This is a genomic window from Pseudoroseomonas cervicalis ATCC 49957 (assembly GCF_000164635.1).
GTDB classification, from domain to species: domain Bacteria; phylum Pseudomonadota; class Alphaproteobacteria; order Acetobacterales; family Acetobacteraceae; genus Pseudoroseomonas; species Pseudoroseomonas cervicalis.
This window is the reverse complement of record NZ_GG770785.1, coordinates 5,215-18,713: the sequence shown is the minus strand read 5'-3', so window position 1 is coordinate 18,713 and position 13,499 is coordinate 5,215. Positions and strand designations below refer to the sequence as shown.

The window sequence follows — 13,499 nt, the reverse complement described above, 5'->3', positions numbered from 1 at the left end:
CGCCCAGGCCGGCATCGGCAGCACGACAGGAGTGGCCGGCGGCGCATCCACGGCATCGGGCAGGCGGCACAGCGGGCAATGCGTCACCTCCGCGGCATCCGGCGCCTGGTCGGGCGCGTCCGGCGCGGCCAGGCCGGACGGCAGGCACAGGGTTGCGCGCAGCATGGCGTCGAAGGCAGCCCGGTCCATCGCCGCGAAGACCGGGAGCGGCGCCAGCAGCCGCGCCACCATGCCCAACAGCACCAGGGCGGAGACCGGCCCTCGCAAGGCGCGCCAGATGTCCCTCATGCCGCGCGCGGCCCCCAGAGGATGATCGCGGCGCCGGCCAGAACGACCGTGCCGCCGGCAAGATCCGAGCGATCAGGCGCAATCCCCTCGACCACGCGCAGCCAGACCAGGCTGGCCACGACATAGATGCCGCCATAGGCCGCATAGGCGCGCCCCGCCGCGACGACCTCGACCAGGGTCAGCAACCACGCGAAGGCGATCAGCGCAGCGACGCCCGCAACTGCCCACACCGCCGAATGGCCGAGCCGCAGCCACGCCCAGAAGGCGAAGCAGCCGGCGATCTCCGCCAGCGCCGCCGCGGCGTAGATCGCCGCCGTCCTCATCGCCGGGCAGGCGCCTCGGCGACCTCGATGCCGGGGATGCAGGACTGCCGTGTCAGCCAGGGCCAGGGATTCTCCGCGCGGCCGTCGCGGCGCAGCTCGACATGCAGGTTCGCCCCGGTGGTGCGCCCGGTGCGCCCCACCACGCCCAGGTCCTGGCCCGCCGCGACCGGACGCCCGGCGGCCACGCCCGACGCGAATCGCGCGAGGTGGGCATACCGTGCGCGGGAGCCGTCGGCGTGCTCGATCTCGATCATCAGGCCGTAGTCGTAGTAGCGGCCGGCAAAGACCACCACGCCGTCGCTCGGCGCCACCACGGGCGTGCCGATCGGCGCGCGGATGTCCACGCCGGGATGCGGCCGGCCGTGGCGCGCGCCGAAGCCGGAGGAGAATTCGCCTGCGACCGGCATGGTCGCTGGACAGGGGGCTGCGAGCGCGGCGGACCCGGTGCCGAGAACGAGCGCGAGACCGAGGATCAAGGAGGGGCGATGGATCATGGCGCGGTCCGTGCCTTGCTCCGCTCCGGAAGACAACCCTGCATCGTCAGCCACGCGGCGTCGTGCCCGGCGGCAGCAGCGGGCGGACCAGCGCGGAGAAGCGCTCGAAGCTCTGCACGCCGCGATGCAACTGCCCGTTGATGACGAAGGACGGGGTCGCGTTGACGCCCGACTCGCGCTCGCCCTGGAGCCGCATCAGGATGATCGGGTCGGTGAAGCCGCGGTCGGTCATGCAGGCGTCGATCCGCGCCGCGGGAATGCCGGCGAGCGTGCCGGCGCGACGCAGCCAGGTGCGCGCATCCGGGCTGTGCGCCCAGGCCTCCTTGTTCGCGTAAAGCGTCGAGATCAGCGCCTCGTAGCGCTCCGGTCCGCCGCAATGGACCATCGCCGCCGCATCGAGCGCCACGCGGTCAAGCGGGAAGTCGCGCATCACGAATCGGACCAGCCCCGGCTCGATGAAGGTCGTGCGGATGCGCGGAAAGATCGTGGTGTGGAAGTTCGCGCAATTCCCGCAGGTCAGGGAGTGGTACTCGATGACCGCCACCGGCGCGTCGGCGCGACCGATGATGCGCTCGCCCGGCAGGGGGCGCGGCGTGTCGGGTCCGGGTGCCGTCGGCTCGAAGGCCTGGGGCCCGGGCGCCTGGGCGAAGGCGGCCGACGCGGGAACGGAGAGTGCCGCGGCGAGCGCCGCCCGGCGGGTGGTGGCGTGGGACATGGGTGGTTCCTCCGGTTCAAGGATCATGGTCATTGGGCCTGCACCTGTGGCGATGGTGCGCGGAAGCTGGTGAGCACCAGCAGCGTGACGCCGCAGACGATGGCGACATCGGCCATGTTGAAGGTCGGCCAGTGCCAGCCGCCGTAGTGCGCGTCGATGAAGTCGGTGACCGCGCCGATGCGCAGGCGGTCGAGGATGTTGCCGAGCGCGCCGCCGATGATGAGGCCGATTGCCGTCGCCTCGGTCCGGCTGGCCGCGCGCCGCAGCCAAAGCAGCAGCCAGGCCACCACCACGAGCTTGATGCCGACCAGCAGCCAGACCGCGCCGGCGGCGCTGTCGGCGAACATCCCGAAGGTGACGCCGGTGTTGAAGCCAAGCCGCAGGTTCAGCACCGGCAGCAGCGTGATGCCCTCGCTGTAGGGCGGCCAGAGCGCATCCAGCGCCCAGGCCTTGGTCGCCTGGTCGATGGCCGCGGCGATCGGCACGGCGAGCAGGCCGAAGCGCCGCAGCGCGCGGGGGGCGGGCGTGGTCATCCCAGCCGTGCCAGCCATGGAAATGCCTCCAGGATCCAGATGGCGAGGCGGGTCATCTCGCCGGTTGCGATGGCGAGGCCGGCGGCGAGCATGATGACGCCGCTCGCGACCTGCAGGACGCGCCCCAGCCGCCCGAGCCGCCGCGCGCGCGCCATCGCCGCCGGCAGGTAGAAGGCCGCCAGCAGGAAGGGCACGCCGAGGCCGAGCGCATAGGCCGCGAGCAGCCCGACGCCGGCGCCGGGCGTGAGCGCCGCTGCCGTCAGCACGCCGGCCAGCACCGGCCCGATGCACGGCGTCCAGCCAAAGCCGAAGGCGACGCCGATCAGCGTCGCGGAGACCGGGCCGCCGCCCTCGCCCGGCGGCCTGAAGCGCAGGTCGCGCATCAGCGGTGCCGCGCGCAGCAGCCCCATCTGCACCAGGCCCATCGCCGCGATCAGCAGGCCGGCGACGATGGTGAGCTCGTTGGACCAGCGCCGCAGCAGCCCGCCGATGGCGGTCGCGCCCAGGCCCAGCAGCACGAAGACCAGCCCGAAGCCCAGCACGAAGAAGGCCGACAGGCGCAGCGCCCGCCACCGCTCCGCCCGCGCCGTCGCCAGGTCCGTCCCCGCCACCCAGGCGACATAGCCCGGCACGAGCGGCAGCACGCAGGGCGACAGGAAGGAGACCAGCCCCCCGCCGAAGGCCAGCACCAGGCCGAACAGCGTGAGGTCGATCGTCATGCGCGCCGCCGCCCGGCCAGCGCGAGCCCCGCCAGCGCCACGACGCCGATCGCAAAAGGCACATCGCCGAAGCGCGCATAGGGCGTAGCACCGGCCAGCGCCGCCGGCAGCGGCAGGTCCAGCACGCCCTCGGTCGCCAGCGGCAGCCGCGCGCGCTCGCGCCCCATCGCGTCGGTCACCAGCGAGATGCCGCTGTTGGCCACGCGCACCAGCGGCAGGCCGAGCTCGATCGCGCGCAGCCGGGCGGCCAGGGCATGCTGGTATGGGCCCCAGGAGGTGCCGAACCAGGCATCATTGGTCACGGTCAGGATCCAGCCGGGCATCGGACCGTGTGCCGGCAGTGCTGTGGGGAAGATGGCCTCGTAGCAGATCAGCGGCCAGAACGCCGGCAGGCCGGCGACGCCCATCGCCTGGCGCGGCGGGCCGGGGATGAAGTCCACCGTGCCCACGGTGAGCTTCGGCAGGTCCGCGAGCAGCCGGCGGAACGGCTGGTATTCGCCGAAGGGCACCAGCCGGATCTTGTCATAGGCCGCGGTGATCGCCCCGCTGTCGTCGAGCGCGACCAGGCTGTTGAGCAGCGCCGGGCCGCCATCGGCCGTGAGGGTCCGCCGCACGGCGCCGGTCAGCAGCGCGCCGCCGGGCGGGACGATGCGCGCGACAGCCGCGCGGATCGCCGGCGTCTCGGCGAGGAGGTAGGGCACGGCACTTTCCGGCCAGATAACATGGGTGGGGGCCACGCCATCCGACGCCGGCGCGGCGCTGAGCGCCAGCAGCCGCCCGAGGATGCGTTCGCGCTCGCCCTCGGCCCATTTCAGGTCCTGCGCGATGTTGGGCTGCACCAGGCGCAGGCGGATGTCCGGGACCACGGCGGGCGTCGCATCGGCAAGGCGCGCCGCGCCCCAGGCCCAGGGCAGGGCGATGATGGCCACCGCGGCCAGCGCGGGCCCGACGCGCCGCTGCCGCACCGCCACGCCCACCAGGACGGCGGCAAGCACGGCGAGCAGCCCCAGGCCATGGATGCCGACAAGGGCGGCCGCCTGCAGCCCGGCATCGCTGCCGCCCCAGGCATGGCCGGCGATGTTCCACGGAAAGCCGGTCAGCACGGTGCCACGCAGCCATTCGCCCGCGACCCAGCACGCGGCCAGCGCCAGGGCGAGCGTGACGCCGCCCGCACGGCCGGCCAGCAGGCGCGCCGCGGCGACCGAGACCGCGGGGAACAGCGCCAGCCCGGCGCTGAGCGCGGCCAGCGCCGGCAGCGCCAGCGCGCCGAAGCGGGCCGCATCCACGCTGAAGGCCTCGGTGATCCAGGACAGGCCGACCAGGAACGATCCCAGGCCGAACAGCCAGCCGAGCGCGAAGGCGCCGCGCAGCGACGCCGTCCGCTCCAGCAGGACCCACAGGCCGCCGAAGGCCGCCACGCCCGCGGGTGCGACATGCAGCGGCGCCAGCGCGATCGCGCTGAGCGCACCGAGGCCGAGGGACGCGCCACCCCAGGCCAGGCGCTGCGCGATGCCACGGATCGGCAGTGGCGCGGGCTTCACTCGGGCAAGCGCAGAAGTGCCGCGCATTGCCGAGCCGAACGCGGCAGGAGGCGTGCCGGACGCCCGTGACGGCCCGCAGCCTGTCACGGCGCGGCCTGCCGCGCGGGCACAGGCGCCAGCCGATCTTCCCGGGGGACGCGCGCCATCGAGACGGCGTAGAACAGGGCCGCGAGGCCAAGCAGGACAGCCAGCAAGGCCCGCGACCGTGAACGACGCCGCGCCAAGGCGCGGTGCAGCTCGGCACTGTCGTTCGCGGCCGGCGTATTCATCGTCAGTGCCAATGCGCCCGGAGCGACACGACCACTGCGCCTGCGCGTTCGAAGCGCAGCGTGACGCGGATCTCATCGCCGAGCGCGAGCGGTACCTGCAGGTCGCGCAGGAGAAGGTGCCGCCCGCCGGGCTCCAGGGCGACGACGTCGCCAGCAGGGATCACGAAGCCCTCGGTGACGGCGCGCGCGCCGCCGGCTGCGGACGCGTCTGGTTCGCGCAGTTCGACAGCGGCCGCGCCGGCCGACGTGGCGCCGAGCAGCCTCTCCGCTTCATGGCCGCGGTTGCGGATCGTCACGAAGCCGAAGGACAGGCGCTGGTCGTTATCCGCGGCCTTCGCCCAGGCTCCGGTCAGAAGCAGGCTGCCCGCCTGAACATCCTGGGCCGCGGCCGGACCGGCCACGATCAGGCGCCACGCAAGGAGAACGGCGGGCATCAGCCAGCGCCGCCCGATGATGTTGTCGGGCGTCATGCGGCCGCCCGTCCGCTGTTCCGCGGCGCGCTGGTTTCCGCCATCAAGCACATCAGGCAGCATCCCTGGAACCCGCAGGCGTCCAGCGCAGCAGCCTGAGCGCATTCAGCGTCACCAGCACGGTCGCGCCGGTATCCGCCATGATGGCTGGCCACAGGCCGGTGATGCCGAGCATCGTCGTGACCAGGAACACCGCCTTCAGCCCGATCGCGACGGCGACATTCTGCTTCACGTTCGCCATGGTCGCGCGCGACAGGGAGACGAGTTCGGCCACCCCCGTCACGCGGTCCTTCAGCACGGCGGCATCGGCGGTTTCCAGCGCGACATCGGTGCCGCCGCCCATCGCCACGCCGACATTCGCCGCCGCCAGCGCCGGCGCGTCGTTGATGCCGTCGCCGACCATCACCACCGTACCGCGCTCGCGCAGCTTGCCGATCTCGCGCAGCTTGTCGTCGGGCAGCAGTTCCGCCTTGGCGTCGAGGCCGAGCGAGATGGCGATCGCCTCGCCGGTGCGGCGGTTGTCGCCGGTCAGCATCACCGGGCGCACGCCAAGCGCGGTGATCGCCGCGATGCCGGACGCGGCATCCGCGCGCGGTTCATCGCGCAGCGCGACCAGCGCGGCCACGACGCCGCCGGCCAGCACCACCGACACCGTCTTGCCCTCGCCCTGGAGCCGCTCCAGCTCGGCTTCCAGCGGACCGAGCGCGGCATTGGACTCCCTCGCATGGCGCGGGCTGCCGATGCTGACCGCCACGCCGCCGACCGTGCCGGCCACGGCGCGGCCAGGGATGGCCGACTGCGCCTCGGCCGCCGGCACCGCGACCCCGCGCGCCGCCGCCTCCGCCAGGATCGCCTTGGCAAGCGGGTGGGAGGAGCCCTGTTCGACCGCGGCGGCGAGCGCGAGGACCTCATCGGCGATGCGCCCCTCGGCCGGCAGCACGTCGGTGACGCGCGGGCGGCCTTCGGTGAGCGTGCCGGTCTTGTCGAAGGCGACGGTCGTCGCGCTGCCGATCGCCTCCAGCGCCGCGCCGCCCTTGATCAGCAGGCCGCGTCGCGCGCCGGCCGACAGGCCCGAGGCCATCGCCGCCGGCACCGAGATCACCAGCGCGCAGGGACAGGCGATCAACAGCACCGCGAGGCCGCGGTAGATGCTGGTGCTCCAGTCCCAGCCGAGAAGGAAGGGCGGCAGCAGGATGACCAGAAGGGCGACGATCATCGCGCCCGGCGTCCACCAGGTCGAGAAGCGCTCGATGAAGCGCTGCGTCGGCGCGCGGGAGGCGGTGGCCTCCTCCACCATGCGGATGATGCGCGCGATGGTGTTGTCGGATGCGGCACGCGTCACGCGCACGCGGATGGCGCCCTCGGCGTTGATGCTGCCGGCGACCACGGCCTCCCCGGGGCCGCGCGAGACGGGCACGCTCTCCCCGGTGACCGGGCTTTCGTCGAGGGCGGAGCTGCCTTCCTCGATCAGGCCATCGCAGGGCACGCGGTCGCCTGGGCGGATCAGCACCAGGTCGCCGACCGCGAGCCGGTCGGCCGGCAGTTGTTCGGTCGTGCCGTCGGGCCGCAGCCGCAGCGCGGTGCGCGGCATGAGGTCGGCCAGCGCGCGGATGCCGGCGCGGGCGCGCCCGGCGGCGACGTTCTCCAGCAATTCGCCGACCGCGAAGAGCAGCACGACGACGGCCGCTTCCTCGGCGGCGCCGATGATGGCGGCGCCGATCGCAGCGGTGACCATCAGCGTCTCGATGCTGAAGGGACTGCCGGCGCGGGCCAGGGCGACGGCGCGCCGGCCGAAGGGGACCAGCGCGACGGCGGTCGCGGCGAGGAACAGCGGGTAGGTCAGCCGCTCCGGCAAGGCGATGGACAGCGCGTAGGCACCGACCACCAGGCCGCCCAGCAGCCAGACGAGGATCGCCTTGCTGGTGCGCCACCAGAGCTTGCCGGCATCGGCAGGGTCGTCGTGGTCGTGGCCATGGGCCGCCGGGCCGGCGGCAGGTCCTGGCTCGGCACCATGCGCATGGCCTGCGTGGCCGTCCTTGCCGTCATGACCGTGACCGTCAGCGCCATGGGCGTGGTGATGGCCGCAATCGGCGTCATGGACATGAGCTGGGGCGGCCGCGGCGACGGGCGCCATTGGCATGACCTTGTAGCCCAGGATCTCGACCTGGCGAGCCACACCCTCGGCCGGCGTGGTGTCCGGCGCGAGCGCGACCGTCAGCCGCTCGGCCATCAGGTTCACCTGGACCTCCGAGACACCGGGCAGGCGTTCCACCGCCCTGGTCACCTTGGCGACGCACGAGGCGCAGTCCATGCCCTCGACCCGCCATGTCAGCTTCCTGGACTCACCCATGGCATCTGTCCTGATCGTCATGCGCGACCGTATGAGACCTCCAGCGGCTGGAGGTTCAAGGGGCTATTCGTCCGCCGGTGCCATTTTCGTCCCGCGCTGACGCAGGCGCGCTGGCGGTGTCGGATGCGACGTTATCCCCGCTTGCGCGCGGACAGCGATGTTTGGGATAGATCGGTACCCCCCGCGCCAGGAGCCTTGCCGTGCCGTCAATCAGTTCCCCGGATCTGCGCGTCGGTCGCCGGCTCGTGGTGCGCGCCGCGCTGGCTGCGCCGTTCATCGCCGCCGGACGCGCCGCCGGCGCACAACCAGTGGCCGAGGCACCTGCGTCGGCGCCCGCCGGCTCGCTCTTCGTGCTGAATTCCCTCGACGCCAATGTGCAGGTGCTGGACCCCGCGAGCAGCAGTGACCTGCGCCGCGTACCGGTGCTGCGCGAACCGCACCACCTGGTACTGACCCCCGCGCGGGACCTGATCCTGGTCGGCGATTCCGGCGCCAACGAGATGTTCCTGCTCGACCCGCGCAGCGGCGAGGTGCGCCGGCGGGAGCCGATCAGCAATCCCTACAACCTCGGCTTCACGCCGGACGGCAGGCGGCTGGTCGTCACCAGCCTGCGGCGCAACCAGGTGGACATCTACCGCTGGGACGGCACGTCCCTGGCGCTCGAGGGCCGCCTGCAGGCCGGGCGCAAGCCGAGCCACGTCACCTTCTCGCCGGATTCGCGCTTCGCCTTCGTGACCCTGCAGGGCGAGGCGGCGGCCATCGCCATCGACCTCGACACCCGCACCGAGGCCTGGCGCGCGGAGGTCGGGCGCGACCCCGCCGGCATCCTGTGGCATCGCGGGCGCATCCTGGTGGGCGTCATGGGCGGCGACTACGTGTCGGTGATCGATCCGGTGGCGCGGCGCGCGGACCGGCAGGTCACCGTCGGGCGCGGCGCCCACGCGCTGTTCGAGGGGCCGCAGGACGGGCTGGTCTACGTCACGTCGCGCGTCGACAGCCGGATCACCGCGCTCGACCCGCAGACGCTGGAGATCAAGCGCGTCCATGAGATCGGCGGCGGGCCGGATTGCCTGACCTTCGACGCGGACGGCACGATCTGGGCGACGCTGCGATGGACGGGCCGCGTCGCCGCCATTGATCCGCGCAGCGGCGTAGCCCGGGTGTCGCGCGTCGGGCGGTCGCCACACGGCATCCTGTTTACGCCGGCGACTGGCGCCTGACGGCAGCGCCGGGACGCCGCCGAAGGGCGAGCCGGACCCTTTTCCGGTCGCCTCAGGCGGGATGCGACCCGTTGAACCGCATGAACGAGCGGTGTGGACCGCTACCGAAGGCGATCACGTCGTAGCTGTCGACCGGCGCGCCGGGCACTTCCATCCCGGGCGAGCCGACCGGCATCGCCGGCACGGCCAGGCCTCGGATCCCGGCAGGGCGTTCGGCCAGCAGGCGGCGGATTGCGGTGGCGGGCACATGGCCTTCGAGCGCGAAGCCCTCGACCTCGCCGGCATGGCAGGACAGCAGGTCGGCCGGCGTCCCGAGGCGGCGCCGTACCGGGGCGACCGAGGGCACCACCTGGTCCACCACAGTGAAGCCCTCGGCGCGCAGATGCGCGACCCAGCCGGTGCAGCAGCCGCAGTTCGGGTCGCGCCAGACGCTGACGCGCGCTGCCGGCTGGGCGAAAGCTGGAATGGACAGGACCAGAAGCGAGGTGGCTGCGAGCAGGGACCGGCGTGATGCCATGGATGTTCTCCGTTCAGGCGAATATGCACCCTGAAGGCGTTGACGTCAGTCTCCAAAGGCGGCGTCGAACAGCAGCTTCATGTTCAGCCCGACGATCACCGCCGCGGTCGCCCAGCCCAGCGCGAGCTGCCAGGCCGGCGCGGTGAAGACGCCCATCCGCTTGCGGTCCTGCGCGAACAGCATCAGCGGGATCACGGCGAATGGCAGTTGGATTGACAGGATCACCTGGCTGAGGATCAGCAGCTGCGCCGTACCGGACGCGCCATACATCCAGGTGACGATCACCGCCGGGATGATCGCGATCAGCCGCGTCACCAGCCGCCGCAGCACCGGCGGTAGGCGGAAGCGCAGGAAGCCTTCCATCACCACCTGTCCGGCCAGGGTCGCGGTGACCGTGGCGTTCAGTCCGCAGAGCAGGAGCGCCACGCCGAAGGCGGTCGCGGCGATGCCCGCGCCCAGCAGCGGCGTCAGCAGCTGGTAGGCCTCGCCGATCTCGGCGACCTCGGTATTGCCGCTGGCGTGGAACGTGGCGGCGGCGGTGATCAGGATGGCGGAATTGATCAGCAGCGCGAGCGTCAGCGCCAGCGAGCTGTCGATGGTGGCGAACTTGATCGCCTCCTTCTTTCCCGCCTCATCGAGGTTCCAGGACCGCGACTGTACCACGGCGGTATGCAGGTACAGGTTGTGCGGCATCACGGTGGCACCCAGGATGCCCATGGCGATGTAGAGCTGCGTCTGGTTGGTCACGATCGACTGCGCCGGGATGTAGCCGTTCAGCACGGCGGCCCAGTCCGGATCGGACAGCACGATCTGGATGCCGAAGCAGCCCACGATCAGCACGATGAAGCCGAAGATCAGCGCCTCCAGCCAGCGCACGCCCTTGTTCTGCAGCCAGAGGATGAGAAAAGCGTCGAAGGCAGTCAGGAACACGCCATAGAGCAGCGGGATGCCGAACAGCAGTTCGAGCGCGATGGCGGTGCCGATCAGTTCGGCCAGGTCGGTGGCGCAGATCGCGATCTCGGCAAACAGCCACAGCGGATAGGCGACGACCTTGGGGAAGCGTTCGCGGCACAACTGGGCCAGGTCGCGTCCGGTCGAGACGCCGATGCGCACGCACAGCGCCTGCAGCAGGATCGCCATCAACGAGGAGGTGAGTGCGACCGCGAGCAGCGCATATCCGAAGGCCGAACCACCCGCGAGCGAGGTCGCCCAGTTCCCCGGGTCCATGTAGCCGACCGCGACCAGATAACCCGGGCCCATGAAGGCAAAGAGCTTGCGGAGGAACCCGCCCGCATTGGGCACCGCAACCGAGCGGTGGACCTCCGGCAGGCTCGGCAGGCCGGCCGGTGCGGGTGGCGCGGCAACCTCGGATGGCGGGTTCACGCTCGTCCTCCAAAACTTAGTGTCGGCTAAATCATAGTGATCTAGCTATGGTTGATGTCAAGCGGAGGCGCTATCGTCGGGCATGCCTCGCGCCTCGCCACGCTCCCTCCCTCCCCCGGAAGACCATGCGGCCCGCTTCGCTCAGCAGCGCGAGGCCGACCGTACGGCGATCGCCGAGGACTACGTCGAACTGATCGCCGACCTCCTTCAGGAGGAGGGCGAGGCGCGGGCCGTGGACATTGCCCGACGCATGGGAGTTGCGCAGGCGACGGTCGCTGCGACGGTTGCGCGGCTACAGCGCGACGGTCTGGTGGAGACCAAGCCTTATCGCGGCTTGTTCCTGACGCCCGCCGGCCAGGCGGTGGCATCCGCGGCCCGGGCGCGACACGAATTGGTCGTGCGCTTCCTTCTGGCGGTGGGGCTCGACCCGGAGACGGCGGAGGCCGACGCCGAGGGGCTTGAGCACCATGCCAGCGACAAGGCCCTGGCCGCCTTCGCGCGCTTCCTCGCGAGGCAGGAGGGCGACCGGACGTGAGCGCGACATTCTCGATCGGCGATCTCGCGCGTGCCACGGGGGTCAAGCCGACCACGATCCGGTGGTACGAACAGGAGGGGTGGCTGCCCCCACCAGGCCGGACCGAGGGCGGCCATCGCGCCTACGGCGCTGCGCATCTGCGGCGCCTCGGGTTCATTCGCCACGCCCGGGAACTGGGCTTCGAGAGCGAGGCAATCCGCGCGTTGCTCGACCTCGCGGACAGGCCGGATGCAGACTGCGGACAGGCGCATGCGCTGGCCACCGCGCAGATTGGCGAGATCGACGCGCGGCTACGGCGTCTCACGGCGCTGCGTGCGGAGCTTCAGCGTATGGCGACGAGTTGCGAGGGCGGCGTCATCGGTGAGTGTCGGATCATCGAGACGTTGGCCGATTTCGGGCACGGGCACTGCGAAGATCCAACACACGGGACGCGGTGACCCAGCCGGCGAGACGCGTCTCACGGCGCTCAGAGAAGGTTGGAATCCAGTTCCCACCGCTGCTCCAGTCGGACCTTCCAGAACATCAGAATGGTCAGCCCGCCGCAGGATATCCTGTGGCGCGACGCGTATCCGCCGGGCGGACAGCGCCGCCAGGCCGCCTCCGCATGGCGGCGGGCAACGCGGGGCACCGGCCCCGCGCTACGCGGCGCCGAAGCGGTAGCCGACGCCGGGCTCGGTGCGGATCAGCCAGGCCGCCGGCCCCAGCTTCTGCCGCAGCTGGCCCACATAGACCCGCAGATACTGCGTGTCCTCGACATGCGCGGGGCCCCACACCGCCGCCAGCAATTGCCGGTGCGTCACCACCCGGCCCTGGCCGCCGCGCGCCAGCGCCGCCAGCAGCTCCCATTCGCGCGGCGTCAGGTGCAGCACCTCGCCCTCCAGCCGGGCCTGCCGCCGCGGCTGGTCCACCTCCAGCGGCCCGGCGCGCACGATGTCGGGGGCGCTCTCCTGCCCCTCGGCCCGGCGCAGCGCGGCGCGCAGCCGGGCCAGCAGCTCGCCCAGCCCGAAGGGCTTCTCCACATAGTCATCCGCGCCGGCGTCCAGCGCGGCGACCTTCTCCTCCTCGCGGTCGCGGGCCGAGAGCACGATGACCGGCGCCTGGCAGAAGGCGCGCAGGCGCGGCAGCGCCGCCTGGCCGTCCATGTCCGGCAGGCCGAGGTCGAGCAGCACCGCGCGCGGCGCGCGCTCCGCCGCCAGCCGCAGCCCCTCGGCCGCCGTCTGGGCGCGCAGCGGCGCGAAGCCGGCCGCCTCCAGCGCCGGCGCCAGGAAGCGGTGGATCTGCGGCTCATCGTCGATGATCAGCACGCGCGGCGGGCCAAGCTCGTTCATACCGGGAACCTCAGCGTGATCCGGGTGCCGCGGCCGCCCGGAGAGGCATCAGGAGAAGACGCATCGGGCGGCACCGGGCTTTCCGCCAGGATGCGCCCGCCCATGGCCTGCACCAGGCCACGGCAGATCGACAGGCCGAGGCCCGTCCCCGCCGCGATCCGGTCGGTCCGCAGGGCGCGGTGGAAGGGGTCGAAGACACGCGGCAGGTCCTCGGGCGGGATGCCGGGGCCGTCATCCTCGATGGCGACGCGATACTCCGGCCCCTCGCGCACCGCGCGGACCCGCACCGCCCCGGAGGACCCGGAGAATTTCAGCGCGTTGTCCAGCAGGTTGCCGAGCACCTGGTCGAGCAGCACCGGGTCCAGGCGCGGCGCCAGCAGGCCCGGCGCGGCGGCGACCGCGATGCGCCCCGCCCCGCCCCCGGCCCGCCGCACCGCCACCTCGATGGCCTCGGCCAGGTCCACCACCTCGCGCCGGGGCGTGATCTGCCCGCTCTCGATCCGCACCATGCCGAGGATGTTGGAGAGGTAGCGGGTCAGGCGCTGGGTCTCCTCCTCGGCGGCTTCCAGCAGGTCGGCGCGGGTCGCGGGGCTGAGCGCGTCGCCATTCGCCCGCAGCGTGCCGATGGCGCCGCGGATGGCGGTCAGCGGCGTGCGCAGATCGTGGCCGAGCGAGGTGAGCAGCGCCGTGCGCAGCGCCTCCGTCTCGGCCCGCGCGGCGCCCAGCGCCTGCTCCTCCATCAGCTGCGCCCGCTCGATCGCCACCGCCGCCTGGTCCAGCAGCGCGGCGAGCGCCCGCTCGCCCTCGGCATCGG

At 72.4% G+C, this 13,499-nt stretch carries 16 protein-coding genes; 3 read left to right on the top strand and 13 right to left on the bottom strand.

Annotated features, from left to right (window positions below; all coding sequences use genetic code 11):
- The 9 genes from HMPREF0731_RS25810 to HMPREF0731_RS18625 form a co-directional block, all read right to left on the bottom strand.
- Window positions 1–288 (bottom strand): hypothetical protein (locus HMPREF0731_RS25810; protein WP_007005760.1); only part of this gene is annotated, 288 nt, incomplete at its 3' end.
- A complete protein-coding gene (locus tag HMPREF0731_RS18665) occupies window positions 285–611 on the bottom strand; it encodes a YnfA family protein (RefSeq protein WP_007005759.1) in 327 nt (108 codons plus the stop codon). The genes HMPREF0731_RS25810 and HMPREF0731_RS18665, both read right to left, overlap by 4 nt.
- The gene (locus tag HMPREF0731_RS18660; protein ID WP_007005758.1) at window positions 608–1,105 is read right to left on the bottom strand and encodes a M23 family metallopeptidase; all 498 of its coding nucleotides are present in this window, start codon (window positions 1,103–1,105) and stop codon (window positions 608–610) included. Before HMPREF0731_RS18660 ends, HMPREF0731_RS18665 begins: the two co-directional genes overlap by 4 nt.
- A 46-nt stretch (window positions 1,106–1,151) precedes the next feature.
- The gene (locus tag HMPREF0731_RS18655) at window positions 1,152–1,820 is read right to left on the bottom strand and encodes a thioredoxin domain-containing protein (RefSeq protein WP_157136233.1); all 669 of its coding nucleotides are present in this window, start codon (window positions 1,818–1,820) and stop codon (window positions 1,152–1,154) included.
- Window positions 1,821–1,849: 29 nt separating this feature from the next.
- A complete protein-coding gene (gene lspA, locus HMPREF0731_RS18650; protein WP_007005756.1) occupies window positions 1,850–2,371 on the bottom strand; it encodes a signal peptidase II in 522 nt (173 codons plus the stop codon).
- Entirely contained in the window at window positions 2,350–3,072 is a 723-nt protein-coding gene (locus HMPREF0731_RS18645; protein WP_007005755.1) for a cytochrome c biogenesis CcdA family protein, read from the bottom strand. Before HMPREF0731_RS18645 ends, lspA begins: the two co-directional genes overlap by 22 nt.
- A complete protein-coding gene (lnt, locus tag HMPREF0731_RS18640) occupies window positions 3,069–4,958 on the bottom strand; it encodes an apolipoprotein N-acyltransferase (protein WP_245538360.1) in 1,890 nt (629 codons plus the stop codon). The genes HMPREF0731_RS18645 and lnt overlap by 4 nt, the downstream gene beginning before the upstream one ends.
- The gene (locus HMPREF0731_RS18630; RefSeq protein ID WP_007005752.1) at window positions 4,885–5,415 is read right to left on the bottom strand and encodes a copper chaperone PCu(A)C; all 531 of its coding nucleotides are present in this window, start codon (window positions 5,413–5,415) and stop codon (window positions 4,885–4,887) included. Before HMPREF0731_RS18630 ends, lnt begins: the two co-directional genes overlap by 74 nt.
- Window positions 5,405–7,702 (bottom strand): heavy metal translocating P-type ATPase, encoded by a 2,298-nt coding sequence (locus tag HMPREF0731_RS18625; protein ID WP_040613978.1) that lies wholly within the window; start codon window positions 7,700–7,702, stop codon window positions 5,405–5,407. Before HMPREF0731_RS18625 ends, HMPREF0731_RS18630 begins: the two co-directional genes overlap by 11 nt.
- A gap of 200 nt (window positions 7,703–7,902) precedes the next feature.
- Between HMPREF0731_RS18625 and HMPREF0731_RS18620 the strand changes: the two genes are divergently transcribed.
- On the top strand, window positions 7,903–8,922 hold the full coding sequence (locus HMPREF0731_RS18620) for a YncE family protein (protein WP_245538359.1): 1,020 nt from the start codon (window positions 7,903–7,905) through the stop codon (window positions 8,920–8,922).
- Window positions 8,923–8,974: 52 nt separating this feature from the next.
- On the opposite strand, the gene HMPREF0731_RS18615 is transcribed toward HMPREF0731_RS18620, so the two are convergent.
- Window positions 8,975–9,439: a DUF411 domain-containing protein gene (locus HMPREF0731_RS18615; protein WP_007005748.1), complete on the bottom strand. Its 465-nt coding sequence runs from the start codon at window positions 9,437–9,439 to the stop codon at window positions 8,975–8,977.
- Window positions 9,440–9,484: 45 nt separating this feature from the next.
- Window positions 9,485–10,822, bottom strand: a complete 1,338-nt coding sequence (locus HMPREF0731_RS18610) for an Nramp family divalent metal transporter (protein WP_007005747.1) — start codon at window positions 10,820–10,822, stop codon at window positions 9,485–9,487.
- An 82-nt stretch (window positions 10,823–10,904) separates the two neighbouring features.
- On the opposite strand from HMPREF0731_RS18610, the gene mntR reads away from it, so the two are divergent.
- Both mntR and HMPREF0731_RS18600 read left to right on the top strand, forming a co-directional pair.
- Entirely contained in the window at window positions 10,905–11,357 is a 453-nt protein-coding gene (gene mntR, locus HMPREF0731_RS18605; protein WP_007005746.1) for a manganese-binding transcriptional regulator MntR, read from the top strand.
- The gene (locus HMPREF0731_RS18600; RefSeq protein ID WP_007005745.1) at window positions 11,354–11,794 is read left to right on the top strand and encodes a MerR family transcriptional regulator; all 441 of its coding nucleotides are present in this window, start codon (window positions 11,354–11,356) and stop codon (window positions 11,792–11,794) included. The genes mntR and HMPREF0731_RS18600 overlap by 4 nt, the downstream gene beginning before the upstream one ends.
- 201 nt (window positions 11,795–11,995) lie before the next feature.
- On the opposite strand, the gene HMPREF0731_RS18595 is transcribed toward HMPREF0731_RS18600, so the two are convergent.
- Together HMPREF0731_RS18595 and HMPREF0731_RS18590 are read right to left on the bottom strand one after the other, a co-directional pair.
- Window positions 11,996–12,685 (bottom strand): response regulator, encoded by a 690-nt coding sequence (locus HMPREF0731_RS18595; protein ID WP_007005744.1) that lies wholly within the window; start codon window positions 12,683–12,685, stop codon window positions 11,996–11,998.
- Window positions 12,682–13,499 (bottom strand): sensor histidine kinase (locus HMPREF0731_RS18590; RefSeq protein WP_007005743.1); only part of this gene is annotated, 818 nt, incomplete at its 5' end. The genes HMPREF0731_RS18595 and HMPREF0731_RS18590, both read right to left, overlap by 4 nt.

Bases quoted from the DNA above. Each gene is read 5' to 3' on its own strand.
- HMPREF0731_RS18665 (WP_007005759.1), bottom strand. From the start codon at position 611: ATGAGGACGGCGGCGATCTACGCCGCGGCGGCGCTGGCGGAGATCGCC.
- HMPREF0731_RS18660 (WP_007005758.1), bottom strand. From the start codon at position 1,105: ATGATCCATCGCCCCTCCTTGATCCTCGGTCTCGCGCTCGTTCTCGGC.
- HMPREF0731_RS18655 (WP_157136233.1), bottom strand. From the start codon at position 1,820: ATGTCCCACGCCACCACCCGCCGGGCGGCGCTCGCCGCGGCACTCTCC.
- lspA (WP_007005756.1), bottom strand. From the start codon at position 2,371: ATGGCTGGCACGGCTGGGATGACCACGCCCGCCCCCCGCGCGCTGCGG.
- HMPREF0731_RS18645 (WP_007005755.1), bottom strand. From the start codon at position 3,072: ATGACGATCGACCTCACGCTGTTCGGCCTGGTGCTGGCCTTCGGCGGG.
- lnt (WP_245538360.1), bottom strand. From the start codon at position 4,958: ATGAGATCCGCGTCACGCTGCGCTTCGAACGCGCAGGCGCAGTGGTCG.
- HMPREF0731_RS18630 (WP_007005752.1), bottom strand. From the start codon at position 5,415: ATGCTGCCTGATGTGCTTGATGGCGGAAACCAGCGCGCCGCGGAACAG.
- HMPREF0731_RS18625 (WP_040613978.1), bottom strand. From the start codon at position 7,702: ATGGGTGAGTCCAGGAAGCTGACATGGCGGGTCGAGGGCATGGACTGC.
- HMPREF0731_RS18615 (WP_007005748.1), bottom strand. From the start codon at position 9,439: ATGGCATCACGCCGGTCCCTGCTCGCAGCCACCTCGCTTCTGGTCCTG.
- mntR (WP_007005746.1), top strand. From the start codon at position 10,905: ATGCCTCGCGCCTCGCCACGCTCCCTCCCTCCCCCGGAAGACCATGCG.
- HMPREF0731_RS18595 (WP_007005744.1), bottom strand. From the start codon at position 12,685: ATGAACGAGCTTGGCCCGCCGCGCGTGCTGATCATCGACGATGAGCCG.